The organism is Paenarthrobacter sp. PPS72, from assembly GCF_048537125.1.
Lineage (GTDB): Bacteria > Actinomycetota > Actinomycetes > Actinomycetales > Micrococcaceae > Arthrobacter > Arthrobacter nitroguajacolicus_E.
Window position 1 is genome coordinate 22,699 of record NZ_JBLYIE010000066.1, and the last position, 22,193, is coordinate 44,891.

Sequence of the window (22,193 nt, forward strand, 5' to 3'; positions counted from 1 at the left end):
CCCGAACTTCAGGTTTTCACCGTCGTGGGGCCGTGGTGTGTCCCACTTTGATACGCGGCTGTATCTGCAGCGGAAAATCGGTAGCGACCGGAAAACAGCAGCCGACGGCGGTACGCGTGTACCGCCGTCGGCTGCTGTTTTCTTGATGTCTCTTTAGTCGAAGCGATAAGGCTCCTGCGGTCCCACAGATGGCAGCGGCCGAGGACGCTCACAGGTGCTTTCGATCTCGATGTGGCGGCTCTGTTCCGAGGAGGCCTCGAAGGCGAGCAGGACTTCGAGCACGTGGTACGCGAAGTCCCCTCCGGTGCGAGGTTCCACGCCCTTACGGATGGCGTAGCCGAATTCAGCCAAGCCAATGCCGCGGTAGGCGTCGTCCCGATGCGTGATGGGCGTTTCGCGCCAGTCACCCCCACCCGGAGGAGTCATGTCCAGTGCCAGGTCACCGGGTTCGCCCCGGCGGAGGACGGGCGCGCCCGAGAAGTGGTCCGGGTTCGGTGCGGACAAGGAGCCACCCGTTCCGTAGATTTCCAAATGCGGCAGATTGTGGTTCCAAATGTCCCAACTGACCATGACGGTGGCTGTCGCACCGGACTCGAAGTCGAGGGTGCCGGTGACGTGTGTTGGGGTTTTGATGTGGATCACTTCACCGTCTTTGCCGGGGCGTGGGCGGGTCTCAGATGAACGCGGTGTAGTGGCAGAAACCCGTTTGACGGGACCGAAGAAGTTCACCAGGTTGGTGATCAAGTACGGCCCAATGTCCAGCATTGGGCCGGCTCCCGGGCTGTAAAAGGGGTCAACGTTCGGGTGCCAGTGCTCGTAGCCGCGGCAGGCGAAGGATGCAAAGGCAGCTACCGGCTCTCCGATCCATCCGTCGTCGATGAGCTTGCGGCTTGTCTGCATGCCGGAACCAAGGAAAGTGGTGGGGGCGGATCCAACTTTGACGCCTGCCTCGCGGGCGGCATCCAGGATCTGTTGTGCTTCCTCGAGTGAGGTGGCGAACGGCTTTTCCGAGAGGACGTGCTTGCCGGCGGCGATCGCTTGCAGCGTCACCGGCGCGTGGAGCTTGGGCGGAGTGAGGTTCAGGACCAACTCAACCTCATTATCGGCCAGCAGTTCATCCGGTGTGAGCGCTTTGGGAACCGAGTACTCAGCTGCCCGGGCTTTCACAGCTTCCGGATTCACGTCCGCGAGTGCCACGACGTTCACGTCCGGGTGGACACCGATCTTGTCCAAATATTGGTTGAGAACGTTTCCGACGCCGATTATGCCGACTCGAATGGGTTCCATGTGAATCTCCGTCAGTAGTTGGTGAAACCTTCCGGGGCGAGGACTATACCCCGCCCCGGAATCAGTTGCTATGGCTGATACTTTTCAGCTGGCCAGACGCGATTCGCGCGTCTTTGCCGTGGCTGTTTCGTCAACGGCGCCGTCGGTAATAACGACGCCATGCTTGGCGGCAGCCGCTTCCAAGGAAATCCGTGATTCGCGGTAGTCGTCCAGGACTGCGAGGACGTCGCGTTCCAGCGGATCACCGTATCCACCACCTCCAGGGGTGATGGATACAACCTTTTCACCGGACTGGAGATCGTAACGACCCACCACAGGGATCTCGCGTCGTTCGCCGGTTGTGAGATCTTCAACCCAGGTTGACGGCTCGGCACCGTCGTGGCCGCCGCGAACACCCTTCGGCGGGTTGATTTTGCCCTCGATTCCGTAGGTGAGCGTGACGCTTTCACCACGAGGTTCCATGGTCACGCGGGTCGCGAGTCCGCCTCGCTGCCTGCCGGCTCCGCCGGTGTCAGGAACCAGGGTGCGTTCGTGAACCAAAATGGGGTAGCGCTGTTCATCTACTTCGACGCTGTCGTGGTACAGCAATGCGCCGCATACGGGTCGCTGATACGTCGGCCAACCATCAACGTAAGGTGTTGCCGGGCCGCCTACGCCGCCAACAAGAATCTGGTTGACATAGGCGTTACCGTTGCGTTCGTCAATACCGGAGATGACCGACTTTGCCGGAGCCTGTCCGGCCGCTCCCTCAGCCGTACCGTAGCCGTCGTCGATTTGGGAGAAGGCGGCTTGAACAATGTTGACAACCCGATCGGCAAGGTTAGTAGTTCCCGATGAACACGAGTAGGGGTGTTTCGGGACTCCCACGGCGCAGCCGTCGCGCAGAAGCACTTCCACCCGACGGAAGGTGCCCGCGTTGCTCGGCAGGTTCTCCGGGATGCCGGAGAGGATGCCGGCCAAGGCAGCACCCGTAGCTGTAGCCTTTGTGAGGTTCAGACCGTTGGGGAGATTGTCCGGGTTGTCGCGCAAATCAATGACGATCTTGCCCTGCTTGGGCTTCACCTCAAGGGTGGCCTGCAGGTGCACGCCGTCTGCGCTGGTCCCGGGGAAAGGATCGTGAACCGAGGTGCCGTGGAGTACGTACTCGGGCAGCGTTTCGATCGCAGTCGCGGTGAGGCGTTCCGAATAGTCAAACCAAGCATCCACAAAGTCCACCAGGTCATCTACACCAAATTTTTCGGCGAGTTCGTGAATCCGGCGTTCGGCGATGCGCGACGCACCGACCGAGGCCAGGTAGTCGCCGTACCACTGGTCAGGTACACGGATGCGGGAACGACACATACGGATGATGTCGTCGATGTCCTTATGGTCGCGCTGAACACGGACACACGGGAAGATCAGTGCGCCTTCTTCATAAACATCCCGTGCTGTGGCGAAGAAGGTGGTGGGCAACGAGTTACCGCAGTCGGCTTGGTGGGCCTTGGTCACAGCGGTGAAGAGATGACGTCCCTGTATGAAGATCGGAACGAGGATCACGTGGTCGGCAGCATGCGAGTTGCCCATATAGGGGTCGTTGTGAAGGAACGCGTCGCCTTCACGGATGTCGTCGTGCAGCTCAACCATGTCCTCGCCGAGCGGTCCGGCACCGAATACGTGCACCGGGACGCCTTCTGCTGCTGCCAAGAGCTGGTTGTCAGCTGTCAGAACAGCACACGAAAAGTCGCGGGCAGTGTTGATGACAGAGGAACGGGCGGAACGCAGCAGGCCGTTGGTCATCTCGCGGACAATGCCGTCGAATGCATTAGCGAGGACCGAGAGCTTTACGGGATCGAATTCGCGTGTCATGGTTACGCCTCCTTACGGGTGAGGTAGATGTTGGATCGTTCGTCGAGCGTGGCGTTCCACTCCGGTGGCACCACGATGGTGGTTGTGGGCTGGTCGATGACAGCAGGGCCAACGATCTTGTCCCGGGGAGCAAGGGTGACTCCCCGGTATCGCTGGGTGCTGAAACTTTCGCCCCCGAACACAATGGAGTCCGTGCGGTGGACTTCAGTCCCACGGCCTACTTCGGCTTGGTCTTTTGTCAGCTCAGGCCGCGGGATTTCGACCCTGACGCCCCACGTGATGATCTCCACGCGGCTGTCCGGATCGTGCGTGCCGTTGCGGCGATCGTGCTCTTCGTGGAAGGCGCGCTCAACGATGCCCGCAGCATCAGCTGCAGTGTCGGGCGCAGCGTCCAAGTACACACGCAAATCCCAGGCCTGGCCCGGGTAGCGGGCGTCAACAAAGTAGGTGACATTAGGAGCGGCTCCCACACCATCGAACCTCTTGGCGAACACCTCGGCCTTCCCCGTTAGCTCCTCAACGGCCCGCGAAGCGGAGCCAGCGTCGAAGCTACGGGTGTCGTTGTGCAATGGCGAGAGGAATTCCGTAGCGATCGGAGCGCGATGCGCGCCGTAGGCCGCGAGCACGCCCGCGGTGGCGGGAATCAGGACGGTGTCAGCTTCCAGGAGCACGCCGATGGCGGCCGCCACCATGGCACCTGCACCGCCGCCCGCCACAATCAAGGCACCTCGCGGGTCAACTCCCTGTTCCAAGGAAGCCTGGCGGATTGCTGTTGCCATGTGGTTTGCGGATACATCCAAAATGGCCTGTGCCGCCTGCAGAGTATCCATGTTCAAGGGGCCAGCGATGCGGGTATCGATGGCGCGGATGGCAGCCTCACGGTTCAGCGTGAATCCGCCTTCAAATCCGTCGGCGTCGAGGTAACCCAAAGCTACGCAAGCGTCCGTGACGGTGGGTTCCTCGCCACCGCGACCATACGCGGCCGGTCCGGGGGTACTCCGGGCACTCTGCGGTCCCACGCGAAGCAGACCGCCGCCGTCGATCCATGCGATACTGCCACCGCCGGCGCCAATGCTGGAAACAGCCACCGAGGACAAACCTGTCAGGTGGCCCACAAAGGGCTCTCCCAGCCAGGCTTCCCTGGTGTGGCGAACGACGCCCTGTTCAACCAAGGACACGTCAAACGTGGTGCCGCCCATATCGCAGACCACCACAGTGTCCCGGTCCGGAGCAGCGGCCGCGCCAACCAAAGGTGCCATGGACGGGCCGGAGTTCAAGAGCAGTACCGGGCGGTCCAGAACATCTACGACGTCGAGCACGGCGCCTTCGGAAGTCACTACCAAAAGGTCACCACCGAATCCGTACTCTTCGAGGTCGGAGCGCAGTTTGCCAAGGTGGTCTGCCATGAGCGGCTTCAGCGAGGCATCAATTGACGCCGCCGACGAACGGCGGTATTCGCGAATTGTCGGGTTGGCCTCGTTGGACAACGTGTAGGGCACATCGGGCAGAATCTCTTCGATGAGTTCCGCGACGCGCTTCTCGTGGGCGTCGTTAATGATGGACCAGAGGAAGGAAACCGCGACTGCCTCGATCCCCTGCTCCCTGAAGGAACCAAGTACTTCGCGCACTTTCCCTTCATCCAGGGGCACCAAGATATCACCCTCAGCAGAGATCCGCTCCGTAATTTCGAAGGTCAGATGACGAGGGATGTACGGCGGGGGGTAGGCAGCTTTGGAGTCAAAGGCGTCCCGGCGTCCGCCTTCGCGGAGCAGGAGGGTGTCGGCGAAACCGTCAGTTGTCAGGAGAGCAGTCTTGGCCACCTTGCCGGTGAGGACTGCGTTTGTTGCGTGCGTTGTGCCATAGACGATGACGTCGGCATTGCGCAGGACTTCGTCGCCGCTCCAACCAACGGATTCGGCCGCCCTGCGAACAGAGGCTTCAAAGCCTGTGAACACACGGTCATAGGTAGTTAGTGCCTTACCTACCGCCATGTCGCCTGTGTTTGAACCAACCACCACGTCCGTAAACGTGCCACCGGTATCAACGGCGATGCGGTACCTCGCTTCACCTGGTTGTGTCTGTACTTCACTCATGGGTCATCTAACTTTCGTAGAGTTGGAGGGGTTATAGCTGGGGCTTGCCGACGCGGTTACGCAGCAGTCCCACCTTGTCGATTTCGATTTCCACCGTGTCGCCCGGTTCAAGCCAGACTGGAGGATTCCGCTTGGCTCCAATGCCTTGGGGCGTGCCTGTGGCGATCACATCTCCCGGCTCGAGAGTGAGGAAACTCGACAGGTAAGAGACGATGCGGGCTATGGGGAAGATCTGATGCTGGGTATTCGAGCGCTGAACTTCGATGCCGTTGACCCGTGTCGCGATGTCCAGCTTCTGCGGGTCTCCAACTTCATCCAACGTGACAATGGCGGGGCCCCACGGGGTTGATCCGTCCACGGCCTTGCCGGCCAGCCACTGGGTCCCGCGGTACTGGAGATCGCGTGCTGTGACATCGTTGAGAGGCGCGAGGGCTGCGACGTAATCAAGTGCTTCGTCCTCGGAGACCTCGGATGCCCGTCGACCAATGATGACGGCGACTTCTCCTTCGAAATCGAGGTTGTTGCTGACGTGAGCGCCGCCGATTTCGTCCTCCGGGCCAACCATGGTGGAGGCGAATTTGGCGAAGACGTCCGGATACTCGGGGAACGCACGCCCGGTTTCTGCAACGTGGTCTTTGTAATTGAGACCAATGCACAGAACCTTCGCCGGATCGGTGACCGGCGTGGTCAACCGGACCTCGTCCACTGCGCCTACCCGGGCCACCGGATCCTCGGAGGCAAGGGCTGTGATGCCGGAAGAAATGGCAGGGATCCGGTCACCGTAAAGCGACAGGAATTCACGTACGGAAGTTGTGGCACCGTGGATGGCTTCGGTGGAGCCTTGAAGGAGCAACTCCAGGTCATAGACGGCATCGTCTATCAGGACTCCGCCGCGGACACCCGATTCGTGGTGGTAGGAAACGATCTTCATGGTTACTTAGCACCTTCCGTTGCCGGGTTCTGGTTTGCCACAGCAAGCACAGCGTCGGCCAAGCGGTCAGCGATGTCCCCTGCAACCTTTTCGTCCATAGGGGTGGACAAGGACAGCAGATTGGCTGGAGAACCGAGCAAGCCGCGCTCATACGAAGCCCACCACAACTCGTGCTGAGTTTGCTCGTTAACCTTTTCCGCACCAGCAGGAACCGCGCGCAACAACGAACCGCGGCCGCGAATTTCCCAGCCAGCGTCAGCGATCTTCGCGTTCACAGAGTCGCGGGTGGTGTCGCCCAAGTGATTCAGCCTCTTTACTTCTTCTTGAGTGAAGAGCCTCAAAGCGACGGCTCCGGCGGCCATGCTGACCGGGTTGCCGGAGAATGTTCCACCGTGGGGCAAGCTGCCGGGACGAGTGGGATCCACTTCGGCCATCAGCTCAGCCCTACCGGCAACAGCGCCAACGGGGAAGCCTCCACCGATCAATTTGCCCGTGGTGAGCAAGTCCGGGGAAACACCATATTCACCGCTGAAGCCGTTGAATCCCAAGCGGAGGCTGATGACTTCGTCAATAATCAGGACAATCCCGTACTGCGTCGCGAGGTCCCTCGCGGTGTGCACGAACTCCTCGGAAATCCTGAGAAGACCGGCTCTGTTGGGCAACAGGTCCAGAATGATGGCTGCGTAGGAGTCGGGTGCTGCTTCAACTTCCTGGCGCAGGACATCAATGTCATTGAGGGGCACTGCGGTGACATCGTTGATCACGCCGCGGGTTACTCCACGCTGGTAGGCAGGCCCGCCCGGGACCAAGGCCACTTCAGATGTTCCGTGGTAGCCGCCCTTGGTGACGATGACTCGCTCCCGTCCGGTGCTCGCTCGGGCGATGCGGATTGCGGACATGACGGCCTCGGTGCCGGAGTTGGCAAATCGCACCTGGTCAAGGTCAGGCAGGCGGGAAAGCAGGAGATCCGCCAATTCCCACTCGTAGAGATTGGGGATTCCCCAGCTGGCACCGGCAGTGAGTGCTTTGGTCGCGGCCTCAGTAATCTCGGGGTGCGCGTTGCCATGAATCAGTGAGGTGAAGTTGTTGTTCGCATCGATTAGTTCATGACCACGGTCATCCCAGACCCTGTAGCCCTCACCTCGGATGGCATAGGGGCTCGGGGCCCCCGTGTAGTACGTAGAGCGGCCGTAGCCGCCAGGCAGCAGAGGGAATCCACGAGGTCCTCTGCGCAGGTGCGGGTCCTCCGAGAGGTTGCTCTGCGGGGTTGTTTTCTGGCTTTCTGTTCCCACTTGGTTCTCTCCAGTCTTTCAGTTCACGAGGTCGATGAGCGGTTGCCCGGTCAGGGCCAGGCGGACACGTTCAACGGCACCCTCTTGAAGTGCACCTGTGGAACGGTTGGAGCGCCAGGCAATGTGGGGCGTCAGGATGGTGTTGGGCGCTGAGCGAAGCGGGTGTTCTGCCCCGAGGGGTTCCTCGGCAAAGGTGTCGATGCCTGCACCTGCGATGTGGCCGGAGGTGAGTGCCTCGGCGAGGGCTGATTCCTCGATGAGACCGCCACGGGATACGTTGACCACCACTGCTCCCTTTCGCATGCGCGCCAGAACATCCTTGGAGATCAGGTTTGCGGTATCAGCGGTCAGCGGCAGGTGAAGCGATACGACGTCGGAATTTTCCAGGATGTCGTCCAAGGTGGTCAGGTCCACAAAGCTCTCCGTCACGAACGGGTCGTAGGCCCGGACCCGCGCCCCAACGGCCTGGTACATGCGGGCAACGTGCTGGCCAATGCGCCCCATTCCCAGGACCCCGACCTCAAGTTCGGACAGAACCGGGGTGTCGTAGCCGATGGTCCCGGCCCAACCAAGGTTCTGGATCGATTCGCCACCTGCCGGCAGACGGCGGGCCAATGCCAAACCCATCGCAAACGCGTGCGATGCCACCTCCTCTGAGGCTGTTCCGGGGACGATTGACACGGGGATCTCTGCCGCGGTGGCTGCATCAACATCGATGTTGTCGTAGCCGATTCCATACCTGATGACAGCCTTGCACTTGGACATCACAGGGAAGTCTGCGGCTGTGAGTTTCGCGTAAGGGGTGATCATCACGATGTCGGCTTCGGGAAGGCCTTCCCGGAAGGCTTCAACGTCGGCAGCCGGGTTGAGTGTGTAACCGAACTCCTCTGCGAGCGCGTGCTCGCGGTCCAGGTTTGGAAAGTGATGTGGGGCCACAAGAATGGTTCCCTGGGCATCGCGGGTCATAGTCGTCGTCCTGTTCGTTGAGTACCCTCTTCATCTGCCGAGCACCCGTTGTAGGGTGCCGGTGTGCGGGTGATTTCAAGTACAACGCGATATGTGCAGGTTCATCCGTACCAATTCGAGACACTGGGGTGGGACAGTGTCCCACCGGTTGCTGTCGGGGGGCCAGGACCCAAAAAGGCAGCCTGACATCAATGGTGGCCGGCTGCCTCACTGCGCAGTTTTGGGGTTATAGGTCGAAGCCTCTACTGCGGAAGTAGTCCATCCGGCGGTAGAGGGTGGAGCGGCCAATCTGCAACGTCTCTGCCGCAAGGCTCCTGTTTCCCGACGCTTCCTGCAGCGCGGTTCGTAGCTCGCTGAGTTCGGCGTCCTCCAGACGGGACAACCGCCCTTTGGTCAAGACCCGGTGGAACCCTTGCGGGAGATCGTCTACGGTAACTTCCGCTCCGCTGGCGCGTTCAACGGCATTGGACACTACGGCGCGGAGCTGGTCGATGTTTCGCGGCCAGTCAGCATGCGTCAGCGTTGTTAGTAGCCGTCGGGACAACCTTCGGTCCCCCATCTCTTCTGCAATCGCCACCGCAAGCTGGGGAATGTCCTCCCGCCTGTTTCGCAGCGGCTCAACCATAATTTCCAAGACGTCGAACGCCTCTGACAGTATCAATGTGGCATCGGTTGGGTGAGTGATGGTGAACGCAAGCTTGGTGGTGGCATTGCCCCGAAGGTTCCGGGCGAGCTCTGCTGCCTCGCTCTGGGAAAGTTCGTCGGCATGTTCGACGATCAACGTCGATGGCAGCTCAGTGGATACTCGATGAATCACGTCCCGGAGTTGGTTGTTCCGGAGCGAGCCACCCCTCGCATCCACCACCACGTGCTGCCCACGAGTGTCCGCAATTGCGCCAGCGAGCCGACGTTTTCCGCTACCGAGCTCTCCAATGATGACGACGGAACGCTCCTGCTCTACAGCTTTGCGGGCAAGACTCAAGGTGCGCTTGAAGCCCATGCTCGTCCCGTCAACATGCTTCAACAGCCTGTCTGCCGCATCCGGCAGGGAAGCCGGCGGCACCGCCTGATGGGTATTTGCTTGGGTTGAACGTTCCTTGGTAGGTGCGTGTGGGCGGACCACCACGATTGCCCCTACGTTGGCTGCAGATAAGGTCACGGGCGAAACTTCCAGGGTGGAGATCCCAGGCCCCTGGAGCGAGACCTCACAATTGAGTTCGCGGCCGGAGGACATGACCGCTTTCGCATACCCGGAGATGACGGAGACGTCGCCGTCCTCCAAGGTCGCCGTTGCCGTTGCGTTGAGCAGGGAGTTCTTGCCGTCCAGGGCAATCACTGCCCGGTTGCCGCGCCGGCGGGAGATCCTCAAGTATTCGCTGAGTAGAGCCCGCTCCTTTGATGAGGTCCTCACTTCGATGTCGCGCTCAATGCGAGAAGCTACTCCCTCCAGCATCAGCAAAGTGGACGACGGCTCCAAAGAGGTGACCCGGTTGCCGGGTAGAGTCAGTCCGATGACGGCCCGAACCCTGTTGTGGAAAGGGTCTCGGACGAGGGAAGCGAAACACCAGTTGCCGCGCATGTCCTCACGGAAGTGCTCTTCGGGCGCGAGCCAGACACCCCGCCCCTCTTCAAGGGCTAGACCTTCACCATTGCTTCCACAGCTCTCCTCCAGGAGTGAATATCCGGCGGGGAAGCCGTCATCCCGTAGGTAGTCCGCTTTGACCAGTACACCGTTGGGTGCCGTCAGGTTGACGTAACCGCCAAGGTCCGCGGCGACCTCGTCCAGCTTCTGCAGGTGTGGCCCTGCCGCCTGGATGGTGTGTTCGTCCACGCGACCCTCGTCAAAGAATCCTCGGTCTGCCACAGCATCAACGCCGGCTGCCCTGCTCCTGTACCAGGAGCGCGCGACGATGGGTCGGATTCCGCTGAGGTCGGCATGGGGCTGCATGAGGAAGAGTTCGCGTAACCGATCGATTTGAAGCAGCGGCTCTCGCGGCACCCAAGGGGAAAGTACTTCTGCAGAGGACATGTCAATTGGTTCTTTCTGCTGGAGCCAGGTATTCAGGAAACGACGGCGGTACCACCGCGGCGGCGGGAGTCAAGCCACTTGCGCGCCCGGCCTCGACTCTTGGGGCGGAAAGCCTGTTGCGCGTGCCAGTTGTCGTTGTGAGCCGCATCGTCTTCCACAGCGCGCGCGCTGATATAGGCGGCGATCATGCCAGAAAGCCCACTGCCAAAGGTCATGCTGCTTCCTTTGGCCCCCCGGTTCGAATCTTCGCTAAACATGATCCGTTCCTCCCTGTTAAGGCACTGATAGTGACGGGACCAGCCTGTGCTGGCTTGCGCCACTTTCAGAGTAGCTAACTAATGGTCGTTAGCCAAGAGTTTGCGTAAAGTTGGACCGCGTTAAACCTGTAGGGCGAGAAGCGTTCTTCCGAAGCGGCCGCCCACCGAACTGCTGCTAGGGTCAAACAATGAGCAGCATGTCCTACAAGGTGGCAAGAGACACCTTCGCCCGACGTTTGGAAGAGTGGGATTGGGCCGACCAGAGCGCGTCGCGTCGGAATATACTCGAGGCCTTCCTAGAGCTCGCCATCGCCAACGGGTTCAACTCAGTATCAATGCGAACCATCGCCAATGCCGTCAACATCAAGCCCCCAAGCCTCTACTCGCACTTTCCAGGCGGTAGAGATGAAATTGTGGCCGACTCCCTGCGCTGGCATTTCCATAGATTCGGCTCGGCTCTTCTGGCAGCCGTGGACCAGGCACCATCAGCGGGCGAATTCTGGGACGAGATGGTGAGGGTGCACTTCACCCGACAAGTAACACTTCCGGAAAGCAATCTCTGGGATCTACTGGTTGCTACTGACAGAATGGCACACATACTCCCCACTACGCTGCGCGCTCAGGTTGACGACTGGGTAACCCTGCACCAAAACATGTACGTAGCAGCCGCCATTGACATGGGTTTCGCGAAACCTGAAGAACGAGTAAAAGTGGTAATGACCCTCCTCGAGGGCGCCACACGATGGGCTTCCACAGACGTTAACGAAGAAGGTCTAGCGGCTCTCACCGAACAGGCCATAACCCTATCGCGAACCATTCTGGCCCTGGATTTCTAAGCCAAGACCCCGCACCTCTCGCGGCGGCGGAAAAGGCGCCCTCGCCGTTTCCGCCGCCGGCCCGAACCAACAAGCCGTCGCCCCGCTCTAGCGGCACGCAGCGACATCCGACGCCCGACGTCCGGACGTCGAATCTAAACCGAAGCCAGCCTTTCAAGTGTCGCGGAAAGAGCATCCGCCAACTCTCGCCCCTTGGTCTCAAAGTGTCGCGAAAAGTACTTCGTGTGCTCCTCGTGCTCATGGAAATGATGCGGAGTTAGGACCCCGGAAAACACAGGCACGTCGGTTTCCATCTGAACCCGCATGAGTGCATCCACGACACTGCTGGCAACAAACTCGTGGCGGTAGATACCCCCGTCCACGACCAGCGCCGATGTCGCAATGCCGTCGTACCGCCCGGACATGGCCAACCGACGAACAATCAGGGGAATTTCGAACGCTCCGGGAACTTTGTAGACGTCGACCTCAACAATGCCGAGTTCCTCAAGTCGCTCCTGGAAGCTATCAAGGGCGCGGTCAACGATATCTGAGTGCCACTGGGCGCCGACGATGGCGGCGCGAAAAGGGGCTGCGTTTTGGGAAGACAAAGGGTGTTCCTTTCGTGGATGTACACCAAGAATTCTGCCACGTAGACCATCGCCCCATCCGCGCATGACCTGACAAGAACAGATCAGGCATTCTGGCCCGGAGACCTCCGCGTCCTCACAGTTATCAAACGTCACCCATTGTGAAATCCAGCTCACATGCGCCGATGACCCCCGGGCGGCTCCACCTCATCAGCCCACGCCAACGGGAATAGCCCACACCCGCCGAAACGCCCGGCAACCAGCGCCATGCGACGAAGGCCTTGTCGCGGCCCCAGCCACTCAAGGGGGCAAAAACGCACATCAATTTTTCAGTCCGTTGACAACGGTCGTGTGGTTTACGTAACATATTCACATACAGTCACTACTGAATGGATATGCAACATGCTTACTGCAGATGCTTCACAGGCCGCGGAGTGGCGGTCTCTCCGAAAGGAAATACTGGCGGGTGACGCCCCTTTCCGTTCTGAGAAACTGCACGAACGGGCCCAGGCCACGCGTCGCTCTGTTCTTCAAATGATTGCCACAGCTGGTCAGGGCCACATTGGCGGGGACTTTTCTGTCACCGACATCCTCACAGTCCTCTTCGACGCGGTACTCGATGTTGACCCCGAAGACCCCCGCAAGGACGGTCGAGACCAGTTTGTTCTCAGCAAGGGACACTGCGCAGCTGCGCTGTACTCCACGCTCGCCCACTGCGGCTTCTTCTCAGCCGATGAGCTGAAGACCTTCATGGAACCGCTCTCGGCCTTGAACGGGCACCCGAACCGCGTCAAGGTCCCCGGTGTTGAAACCAACACCGGCCCCTTGGGTCACGGCCTTCCCGTCGCCGTGGGCGCGGCCATCGGCGCCAAGCTCCGCGGAAACGGCGCTAACGTGTACGTCGTCCTGGGCGACGGCGAAATGCAGGAAGGCAGCAACTGGGAGGCGCTGATGTCTGCATCACACCAAAAGTTGGACAACCTTCACGTCATCGTTGACCGTAACCGGCTCCAGCAGGGCGCACGCACCGAGGAAACCAACGGACTTGATCCGCTCGACGCCCGCCTCGCCTCTTTCGGCCTTGAGGTTAGGGTCATTGATGGCCATGACTACAACGCGCTCATCGAAGCAATGGCTCCCTCGACCACAGGTTCCCCGGTAGGTGTCATCGCCAATACGACCAAAGGCAAGGGCGTGTCCTTTATCGAAGATCGCGTTGAATGGCACCACAAGGTGCCGTCCGCAGAACAGACCACTCAGGCATTCCAGGAGCTCTCATGACCACGACCACTGTGCTCAAAGAAGCACCCACATTCGACAACCGGCAGGATTTCGCGGATGAGCTGATCCAACTGGCCAGGACAGATGAGCGCGTCGTTGCGGTCTGCAACGACTCGGTAGGGTCCAGCAACCTGACCAAGTTCCGGGACGAATTCCCGGACCGGCTGATCAACGTCGGCATTGCTGAGCAGAACATGGTCGGAGTCGGGGCTGGTCTGGCCAACGCCGGACTCATTCCGTTTGTATGCGCGGCCGGCCCCTTCCTCACCGGGCGGTCCCTCGAGCAGATCAAGGCCGATGTCGCTTACAGCCAGCACAACGTCATCCTATGCGGGATGAGCCCCGGCATGGCTTACGGCGAACTTGGGCCAACCCACCACTCCGTTGAGGACTTCTCTTGGCTCCGTGCCCTGCCGGGCTTGGATATCGTGGTTCCGGCCGACGGCGACCAGACCCGCGCTGCTGTCCGCAACGCCGTCGCTAACCCGCGCCCCACCTACATCCGTGTCGGCCGTTTCAAGGTCCCCAAGGTATCGGACCACGATTCGAGCTTTGAACGCGGCAAATTCGTCATAGCCCGCGAAGGGTCCGATGCGACCATCATTGCCAACGGTACTGAGGTTTCCCGCGCTCTTTGGGCAGCCGCTTCCCTGGAGGCAGAAGGAATCTCCGTCCGTGTTCTGAACGCGACCTACTTGAGCCCGCTCGATGAGGAAGCTATCGTCACCGCCGCCCGTGAAACCGGCGCAATTGTCACCGCTGAGGAAGCCAATGTCGCTGGCGGTCTCGGCGCAGCGGTTGCAAGCGTAGTAGGCCAGCTTGAGGACGGCGCCCGCGTGCCCCTCCGCATCCTGGGACTTCAGGACTTCGCTCCCACCGGCAGCACCCAGTACCTGTTGGGACACTTCGGTCTTGAGGCAGATGACATCGCCAAAGCAGTCCGTGGAGCTTTGAACCGTGTCTAGCCAGAACCGTGCCGACGCCGGGTCTTCAGTCATCGTCGCAGTGGACCAGGGCACCAGCGCAACCAAGGCACTCATCATGAACGCAGCCGGTGACATTCTTGGCCGCGCCCATGTGAGTCTGACCCAGCAGCACCCGCAGCCAGGTTGGGTGGAACAGGACCCGCTCGCCATCAGGGACAGCGTCATCTCCGCCATCGGTCACAGCCTAAAGGCATCAGATTCAAAGTCAGTTCTGGGCATCGGCCTCAGCACCCAGCGTGAGTCAATCATGATCTGGGACAGGGCTACCGGGCAGCCACTGGGTCCGATCCTGGGTTGGCAGGATCGTCGAACCGCGCAACGAGCAAAGGATTTGCTCAGCCAAGGGGCAGGTCCTCTGGTGGAGCGCGTCAGCGGACTGCCGATTGACCCGATGTTCTCGGCTCTCAAACTTCAGTGGCTGCTGGACAGTGTTGACCCCAATCGGCGGCTTAGCCTGGGCGGTAAGATCGCGGCGGGCACCGTGGACTCATGGCTGGTGTTCTGCCTAACGGGACAGCACCGCATCGAGGCCGGTAACGCTAGCCGCACCCAGCTCATGAACCTTGAAGCCGTGGATTGGGATGCCGAGCTCCTGGATCTCTTCCGTGTTCCGACTCTGGTACTGCCGGAGATTGTGGCTTCAAATGAACCCAGCGGCCCCCTGACCGTTTCCGAGGCTGCAGGTGCACCCGTCTGCGCGGTATTGGGTGACTCCCACTCCGCCCTGTATGCACACGGCGTTCGTGAACCCGGAACCGTAAAGGCCACATACGGTACGGGCAGCTCCATCATGGGTCTGTTGACGGTCGCTGCTCAGTCTGCGCCACTGGACGGTCTTGTCAAAACCTTGGCCTGGCATGATGGTGCGCCGCGGTACGCCTTTGAAGGGAACATTCTGGCAACGGGAGCCACGGCCATGTGGCTTGCCCAGGTTTTCGAGGCAGACGTGGCCCACTTGGATTCTCTGGCCAGGACTGTTGAAAGCAGCGGAGGGGTAAACATTGTCCCCGCCTTCGCTGGGCTGGGCGCCCCATGGTGGGACGAACGTGCTGAAGCGTCCATCAGCGGTTTCAACCTGGGTACCTCAGGAGCCCACTTGGCTCGCGCAGCGTTTGAGTCGATTGCACTCCAAATCGAGGATGTACTGGCGGCTGCGGAGAAGTCCATCTCCACACCGATTCGTTCCGTCCTCGCCGATGGGGGCCCAAGCTCAAACAGCTGGTTGATGCAGCTGCAATCGGACCTGAGCCAGCGCACCGTTCTGCGCAGTAATGTACCTGACCTATCCGCTCTGGGCGTTGCTCACATGGCGGCCATTCAAAGCGGGTTGTGCAGCGCCGATGACATCGAAGTGGTTCCGCGCAGCCGTACAGAGGTCCGTCCGCAGATGACTGCGGCCGAGGCCTCGGCACGGAAATTGAGCTGGTCCCGGGCTGTCGCACGGGCGCGCTGGACTCCGCCTATCGAAACCGGATTCGGCGATCTACACGACGCCTCTCTTGCGTCCACGGCGAAAGGAACAGCAACATGACAGACCAAATCGGGTCGAAGATCTTCCAGGGGCACTTCAAAGGCCGCCGAGCTCTTGTGACAGGTGGCGGCAGCGGGATCGGCCTTGGAATTGGCCAGGCCTTCGCCGAAGCCGGGGCCTCCGTGCTTCTGGTTGACCGCAGCCCCAAAGTCGCCGATTCAGCTGCCGTGCTGAGGGAGGCGGGATACGACGTCGAACATGCACTAGCCGACGTCGCCAATGAGGAGCAGGTGAAAGGAGCATTTGCCCGCATTCTCGATCTCTGGGGCGGTTTAGACATCCTGGTCAACAACGCGGGGATCATCACGATCTCCAACCTCGAAGATCTCAGCGTTGAGGAATTCAACAAGGTGCTAAACGTAAACACCACGGCAGTTTTCTTGTGCTGCAGAGAAGCCGCTCCCCTGCTGAAAGCCAGTAATAACGGCGTCATCCTGAATGCATCCAGCGGCCAAGGTCGTCAGGGCTTCATCTTCACTCCTCACTACGCTGCCAGCAAGTTTGGGGTGATCGGACTCAGCCAATCCCTTGCCAAAGAACTCGCACCATCCGGAATCCGGGTCAACAGTTACTGCCCCGGGATCGTGAAAACGGAGATGTGGGAATACAACGACCACGAATGGGGAAGCCGCCTCGGCAACTACAAGCCCGGCGAGCTCATCCAGGAATGGATCGATGGAATCCCGCTCAAGCGCCCCGCCGAGGCATCGGACGTCGCAAACTTACTGCTCTTCTTGGCTTCCGACGCAGGAAGCTACATCACCGGACAGGCCATCAACATTGATGGCGGAATGTTCATGAACTAGCCCATCTCAAGTGCCAACGGAGTCAATCATGAGTCAACAATTAGCACACCGCGCAGGCGGGGCGGACCCGATGGGTCCCGATACCAAGACACCACTATTTTCAAGCCTCAGCGCCCGCCTTTTCTCGGGAAGCGGAGGTGCGCTGATCGGCCTCATTGTGTTGTTCATCATCTTGAGCATCATGGCCCCAAACTTCCTGACGGCCAGGAACCTGATCAATGTCCTTGATCAAGTGACCGTGCTGGGAATTCTCTCAGTAGGTGCAACGGCCGTCATCATCACAGGCGGAATCGACCTCTCGGTAGGTGCAGTTCTGGGACTGTCCACGATGGTGCTTGGCTGGCTCTCGCATCAGGCCGGGTGGCCCATGTGGTCGGCCATGCTCGCAGCGATCGCCATTGGAGCCCTGGCCGGCTGCCTGAACGGCCTGGGTATCACCTACGCTCAGCTGCCACCATTCATTGCCACACTCGCCATGATGTCAATCGCCCGCGGCATGGCAAACCTCATCACGGACGGCCAGCAGATCGTCGGGTACCCGGAGTGGTTCTTTAATCTCTCTTCCGAACGCTACCTCGGGTTCTTCTCGGTGGTTCTCATGGTCCTCATTGCCCTCTACGTGGCCGGATGGGCTTGGCTGAAGTACCGGTCGTCCGGTCGCTCTATCTATGCAATTGGCGGCGGCGCCGAAGTAGCACGTTTGGCCGGAATCAACGTAAAAAAAGTCACCATTTGGGTTTACGTCGCTGCCGGCGCGCTTGCCGGGCTGGGCGGAATTGTGCTTGCCAGCCGGCTGGACTCCTCTCAGCCCAGCGCCGGTAGCGGCTACGAACTGGACGTCATCGCCGCCGTCGTCATTGGCGGCGCGAGCCTCAACGGCGGAGTAGGACGTATCGGAGGCACCATCATCGGCGTGCTGATTATTGGTGTCCTCCGGAACGGCCTGAACCTACTCGGCGTCTCCCCCTTCATCCAGCAAATCGTCATCGGTGCGGTTATCGCTGTAGCCGTCATGGCCGACGTCCTGCGCCGCAAGCGCTCCTGATCCCTCTCCGGGACGTCTCGGGTGGTCCGACGTCCCGGAGAGTTCCAAAACCTCGCTATTTATCAAAGGAGATATAAAAATGTTCAAGAAAATCGCACTGACGGCCGTGGCCGTCGTCGCAACTTTCAGTCTTGCTGCTTGTTCCGGAACCTCAGGTAGCACTGGGGGTGATGGGGGGAACGAGCAGAAAACAATCGGCCTTGCTGTTGCAAATCAGCAGGCGGACTTCTTCAACCAGATCCGCCAGTCCGTCGAAGCGGCTGCCAAAGAACAAAACGCGAAAGTTGTTGTGGCGGACGCTAAGGGTGATTCCAACACCCAGGTCTCCCAGATCCAGGACTTCATTACCCAGCAAGTAGATGCGATCATCTACATTCCAGCTGGTGCGACGGCAGCAACAGTTCCCGTACGCGCAGCAAAGGCTGCGAACATCCCACTTGTTGCTGTCGACCGGAATCCCGAAGGAGCACCGGGCAACACCTTCATTGCCACCGACAGCGTGGCCGCTGCAAAAACGCTGGGCGAATGGGTCGGCAAGACCGTCAACGGCCAGGGGCAGTTGGGCGTCATTCAGGGCCAGATCGGTACTACTCCCGAACAGGCACGGGATGAGGGCTTCAAGGCTGGAATCGCTGCGACCCCGGGCATCAAGGAGGTAGCTCGTCAGGCATCACAGCAGTGGGCTCAGGACGAGGGTTACCAGATCGCCACCGACATGCTCCAGGCAAACCCAAGCATCAATATCTTCTTCGGGCGTGCTGATGCCCTTGCTTTGGGCGCCGCACAGGCTGTCCGCAACGCCGGTGTCAGTGGTGTCACCATCGTAGGGTTTGACGGTGACAAAGCAGGTCTCGAGGCAGTGAAGAACGGTACTTTGGCAGCAACAATTACTCAGCCCACGCAGGCGATGGGCAAGCTGGCTGTCGAATCGGCTATCAAGCTGGCCAATGGTGAGGAACTTCCAGCCGAGCAGCTACAGGAGGGCGTTCTTACCACTAAAGAAAACGTCGACGGATTCATCGCCAACCACCCGTAACCAACCTAGCGGGCGGCGCCCAGACTGCGCCGCCCGCACTGGCCATTTCCTAGTCAACGGAGCCTAAAATGCCTACTGAGGAAACCCGCGGCCTTAGAGTCAGCGGCGTCACGAAACAATACCCAGGAACTACTGCAGTGCAGGACGTCGACCTGGACATCTTTCCCGGGGAAGTCGTCGCTCTTCTTGGTGAGAACGGCGCCGGAAAGTCCACACTTTCCAGCATCATCGCCGGTGTCACACAACCGACAACCGGCTCCATGACTTGGAACGGTAACCCGTATGCCCCGGCAACTCCTGGAGAGGCCATCGCGTCCGGGATCGGACTGATTCACCAGGAAATGCGCCTTCTGCCTGATCTCACGGTTGCCGAAAATGTGATGGTTGGGCGTTGGCCTATGCGCGGTGGATTTCTCGATGCCAAGAGCATGCGGGAAAAGGCCAAAGCACAGCTTCAGCGGCTGGGCTTCAAAGGCACCATGGATGCTACCGTCCGTGATCTAAGCGTCGCCGGGCAGCAACAAGTCGAGATTGCCAAGGCGCTGATGCTCAACGCATCGCTGCTTATCTTGGACGAACCCACTGCTTCCCTGGGACAGTCTGAGACTGATGCTTTGTTCGAGTGCGTACGGTCGCTGCAGGCCGAAGGGGTTTCCTTCATCTACGTCAGCCACAGGCTTGCAGAGATAGCACAGATTGCAACCCGCATCGTAGTTCTGCGGGACGGCCGCAAAATCACCGAGCATGCCTCAGGTGAGGTCTCCCCTAAACAGTTGGTCGAAGAGATGGTCGGCCGGCCAGTAGATCGACTTTTCCCTGAAGTGGCTCCTCCCTCCAGCAAGGTAGTACTTGAGGTCAAGGACCTTACTGACAAAGCAGGGAACTTCAGTGAAGTTTCCTTCAACGTCCATGAGGGTGAGATTTTCGGGATAGCCGGAATCGTGGGTGCGGGACGCACCGAGTTAGTACGTGCCATAGCGGGGGCACAACACCGGCACGGCGGCAGCGTGCAGCTCGACGGAAACGTCCTGAAGTCAGATGACCCTATGGCGGCCATCAAGGCGGGCATTGTTCTCATCCCTGAAGACCGCAAACAGCAGGGACTTGTCGTCTCGGACACGATCGAGAACAATATCGCATTGCCCAATATGGCCAAGATATCCACCGGCGGATGGATTGCGCCCTCGAAAGTTCGCAAAATGGCCAGCACTGTGGCCAAGAACATCGGCATGAAGGGGAACGTAAGTTTGCCGGTTGGCTCCCTGTCCGGTGGTAACCAGCAAAAAGTTGTCATCGGAAAATGGCTCGAACGTGATCCGCGGCTAGTAATTCTCGACGAGCCCACCCGTGGCATCGATGTGGGCGCACGCGCATCTATCTATGAAGTTATCGCCGAACTCGCCCGGAATGGCAACGCAGTGATTGTTGTCAGTTCCGACCTAGAGGAAGTCCTCGGCTTGGCCCACCGCGTAATGGTTCTCGCCCGCGGGCAGAATCAGGGCATCTTGGACGCCAGCGAGGCCTCCCCTACCCGTGTCATGGAACTGGCGACGAAGTAGTGGAAAGGAAGCGTGAAATAATTTCATCCTTAGCCTGCAGATCTAGCGAAGGACAAACGTGGCTCCGCGAAACAAGTCTCTCTCAACCGAACAGCTAGGCCTGGTGGTCAGAACTGCGCGGATGTACCACGAGCAGAAGCTCAGCCAAGCCGAGATCGCTGAACAACTGCACGTATCTCAGTCGCGGGTGTCACGGTGGCTTTCGGATGCCATCAGGGAAGGCATTGTCAGAACCATCGTCGTTGCTCCACCTGGTGCGGAAACCGATCTAGAGGAAGCAGTAGCCGCTAAGTACGGCCTTCAGACTGTCGTTGTTGCGGAGGTCCACACAGACGATGAGCCTTCAATCATTCGAGCTTTAGGTACAGCAGCAGCACGCTACCTTGAAGTAACACTGACAGGCGGCAACAGGGTCGGCCTATCGTCATGGTCTGCAACCCTCCTCGCAACGGTTGACGCCATGGCACCACGAAATGTCAAAACGGCCGAAACTGTGGTTCAGGTGATCGGCGGAGTCGGTAAACCCACCGTCCAGGTGCAGGCCACGCATCTCGCGGATCGGCTTGCCAGCGTTACCAAGGCGACCCCGCGCTATCTTGCGGCGCCTGGAATCGTCTCCAGTCGCGGCGGACGGGATGCGTTGATGGAGGACCCCTTCGTGGCTGAGGTCGCCGCAGAGTGGGACCACCTGGACACCCTGCTACTTGGTATCGGCAGTATAGAACCCTCTCCCCTATTGCGGGATTCCGGAAACTCACTCGGCGAAACCGACCTCAGTGGGCTCGCGGCGGCCGGCGCCGTTGGCGACGTTTGCCTTCGATTCTTTGACGAACACGGTTCATTGGTTGAGTCCAGCCTGAACGACAGGGTGCTCGGCATCAGCCCGGAGCAGATGCTCTCTATCGGTCGGCGAATCGGGGTCGCCGGCGGCACAAGAAAATATGCCGCCATAAGGGCAGCGGCAGCTGGGAAATGGGTCAACGTACTCATCACTGACAAAGAAACTGCACTGAAGCTCGAAGCAGACTCAGTGCCTATCAAACTTACAGAGGAACATCATGAACACCCCCCTATCATTCGCACTTGACGGCCGAACAGCTTTGATCACCGGAGGAGGCTCAGGCATCGGCCAGGCCATCGCGCTCGGTATCGCTCAGCAGAATGGGTCCGTAGGAATCGTCGATCTCCCCGGGGACGGGCCGGAAGAAACATTGCATCTCCTCCGCGCGGCCGGCGCTAAAGCCACCTTTGTCCAGGCTGACGTCACCAATGCTGAACAACTTCAAGAGGCGGTCTCTAAGATTCAGGCCGACCTCGGCCCCCTCACCATGGCTGTGAATTCCGCTGGGATTGCCAACGCGGCGCCGGCAGAGGACATGCCCTTAAACCAGTGGCAGAAGGTTTACGATATCGACGTAACCGGTGTCTTTCTCAGCTGCCAGGCCGAAGGACGGGCCATGCTCCAAAACGGAGGAGGTTCCATCGTCAACATAGCCTCGATGTCGGGGTCCATCGTCAACCGCGGCCTTACTCAGGTGCACTACAACAGTGCCAAAGCAGCAGTCATCCACCTTAGTAGGTCCTTGGCTATGGAATGGGCTGAGCGCGGTGTGCGCGTCAATGCCTTGAGCCCCGGATACACGATGACGAAGATGAACTCGCGACCGGAAATGGTCGATCAAATGGAAGTCTTTGCCCAAGAGACACCAATGAAGCGGATTGCCGACCCTTCAGAGATGGCAGGACCCGCAGTTTTCCTTCTTTCTGAAGCCTCCTCCTTCGTCACAGGAATTGATCTCTTGGCCGACGGCGGTTTCTGCGCCCAATAGTTCGCGATTCCAACTGAG

Annotated in this window: 19 protein-coding genes; 10 read left to right on the forward strand and 9 right to left on the reverse strand. The window is 59.8% G+C overall.

Annotated elements, in window-relative coordinates:
• Window positions 1-153: 153 nt before the first annotated feature.
• From ACLRGI_RS21830 to ACLRGI_RS21865, 8 genes are all read right to left on the reverse strand, one after another.
• Complete coding sequence (locus tag ACLRGI_RS21830; RefSeq protein WP_419203548.1) at window positions 154-1,287, reverse strand: Gfo/Idh/MocA family protein; 1,134 nt, start codon at window positions 1,285-1,287, stop codon at window positions 154-156.
• Window positions 1,288-1,371: 84 nt separating this feature from the next.
• Window positions 1,372-3,132: a hydantoinase B/oxoprolinase family protein gene (locus tag ACLRGI_RS21835; protein ID WP_419203549.1), complete on the reverse strand. Its 1,761-nt coding sequence runs from the start codon at window positions 3,130-3,132 to the stop codon at window positions 1,372-1,374.
• Between the two features lie 2 nt (window positions 3,133-3,134).
• Window positions 3,135-5,225: a hydantoinase/oxoprolinase family protein gene (locus tag ACLRGI_RS21840; protein WP_419203550.1), complete on the reverse strand. Its 2,091-nt coding sequence runs from the start codon at window positions 5,223-5,225 to the stop codon at window positions 3,135-3,137.
• 31 nt (window positions 5,226-5,256) lie between these two features.
• Window positions 5,257-6,156, reverse strand: a complete 900-nt coding sequence (locus ACLRGI_RS21845; protein ID WP_402937234.1) for a fumarylacetoacetate hydrolase family protein — start codon at window positions 6,154-6,156, stop codon at window positions 5,257-5,259.
• 2 nt (window positions 6,157-6,158) lie between these two features.
• Window positions 6,159-7,448, reverse strand: a complete 1,290-nt coding sequence (locus ACLRGI_RS21850; RefSeq protein WP_419203551.1) for an aspartate aminotransferase family protein — start codon at window positions 7,446-7,448, stop codon at window positions 6,159-6,161.
• A gap of 18 nt (window positions 7,449-7,466) precedes the next feature.
• Entirely contained in the window at window positions 7,467-8,414 is a 948-nt protein-coding gene (locus ACLRGI_RS21855; protein WP_419203552.1) for a C-terminal binding protein, read from the reverse strand.
• Between the two features lie 226 nt (window positions 8,415-8,640).
• Window positions 8,641-10,443, reverse strand: coding sequence for a sigma-54-dependent Fis family transcriptional regulator (locus tag ACLRGI_RS21860; protein ID WP_419203553.1), 1,803 nt, complete (start codon window positions 10,441-10,443; stop codon window positions 8,641-8,643).
• 32 nt (window positions 10,444-10,475) lie between these two features.
• Window positions 10,476-10,700: a hypothetical protein gene (locus ACLRGI_RS21865; protein WP_054808183.1), complete on the reverse strand. Its 225-nt coding sequence runs from the start codon at window positions 10,698-10,700 to the stop codon at window positions 10,476-10,478.
• 188 nt (window positions 10,701-10,888) lie between these two features.
• Here ACLRGI_RS21865 and ACLRGI_RS21870 point away from each other — a divergent pair, with 188 nt between their 5' ends.
• Window positions 10,889-11,536, forward strand: a complete 648-nt coding sequence (locus ACLRGI_RS21870) for a TetR/AcrR family transcriptional regulator (protein WP_419203554.1) — start codon at window positions 10,889-10,891, stop codon at window positions 11,534-11,536.
• Between the two features lie 134 nt (window positions 11,537-11,670).
• On the opposite strand, the gene ACLRGI_RS21875 is transcribed toward ACLRGI_RS21870, so the two are convergent.
• Entirely contained in the window at window positions 11,671-12,123 is a 453-nt protein-coding gene (locus ACLRGI_RS21875) for a 6,7-dimethyl-8-ribityllumazine synthase (RefSeq protein WP_419203555.1), read from the reverse strand.
• Window positions 12,124-12,504: 381 nt separating this feature from the next.
• Between ACLRGI_RS21875 and ACLRGI_RS21880 the strand changes: the two genes are divergently transcribed.
• The 9 genes from ACLRGI_RS21880 (at window position 12,505) to ACLRGI_RS21920 (ending at window position 22,175) form a co-directional block, all read left to right on the forward strand.
• Window positions 12,505-13,383 carry a transketolase gene (locus tag ACLRGI_RS21880; RefSeq protein WP_419203556.1) on the forward strand — a complete coding sequence of 293 codons (879 nt, stop codon included), beginning with the start codon at window positions 12,505-12,507 and terminating at the stop codon, window positions 13,381-13,383.
• A complete protein-coding gene (locus ACLRGI_RS21885) occupies window positions 13,380-14,348 on the forward strand; it encodes a transketolase family protein (RefSeq protein ID WP_419203557.1) in 969 nt (322 codons plus the stop codon). The genes ACLRGI_RS21880 and ACLRGI_RS21885 overlap by 4 nt, the downstream gene beginning before the upstream one ends.
• A complete protein-coding gene (locus ACLRGI_RS21890; protein WP_419203558.1) occupies window positions 14,341-15,900 on the forward strand; it encodes an FGGY-family carbohydrate kinase in 1,560 nt (519 codons plus the stop codon). The genes ACLRGI_RS21885 and ACLRGI_RS21890 overlap by 8 nt, the downstream gene beginning before the upstream one ends.
• Window positions 15,897-16,706: an SDR family NAD(P)-dependent oxidoreductase gene (locus ACLRGI_RS21895; protein ID WP_419203559.1), complete on the forward strand. Its 810-nt coding sequence runs from the start codon at window positions 15,897-15,899 to the stop codon at window positions 16,704-16,706. Before ACLRGI_RS21890 ends, ACLRGI_RS21895 begins: the two co-directional genes overlap by 4 nt.
• Before the next feature lie 28 nt (window positions 16,707-16,734).
• Entirely contained in the window at window positions 16,735-17,751 is a 1,017-nt protein-coding gene (locus ACLRGI_RS21900) for an ABC transporter permease (protein WP_419203560.1), read from the forward strand.
• 79 nt (window positions 17,752-17,830) lie between these two features.
• Complete coding sequence (locus ACLRGI_RS21905) at window positions 17,831-18,787, forward strand: substrate-binding domain-containing protein (protein WP_419203561.1); 957 nt, start codon at window positions 17,831-17,833, stop codon at window positions 18,785-18,787.
• Window positions 18,788-18,855: 68 nt separating this feature from the next.
• Window positions 18,856-20,346 (forward strand): sugar ABC transporter ATP-binding protein, encoded by a 1,491-nt coding sequence (locus ACLRGI_RS21910; protein ID WP_419203562.1) that lies wholly within the window; start codon window positions 18,856-18,858, stop codon window positions 20,344-20,346.
• 58 nt (window positions 20,347-20,404) lie between these two features.
• Complete coding sequence (locus ACLRGI_RS21915) at window positions 20,405-21,433, forward strand: sugar-binding transcriptional regulator (protein ID WP_419203563.1); 1,029 nt, start codon at window positions 20,405-20,407, stop codon at window positions 21,431-21,433.
• Entirely contained in the window at window positions 21,405-22,175 is a 771-nt protein-coding gene (locus tag ACLRGI_RS21920) for an SDR family oxidoreductase (RefSeq protein ID WP_419203564.1), read from the forward strand. The genes ACLRGI_RS21915 and ACLRGI_RS21920 overlap by 29 nt, the downstream gene beginning before the upstream one ends.
• The last annotated feature ends 18 nt before the right edge of the window (window positions 22,176-22,193 follow it).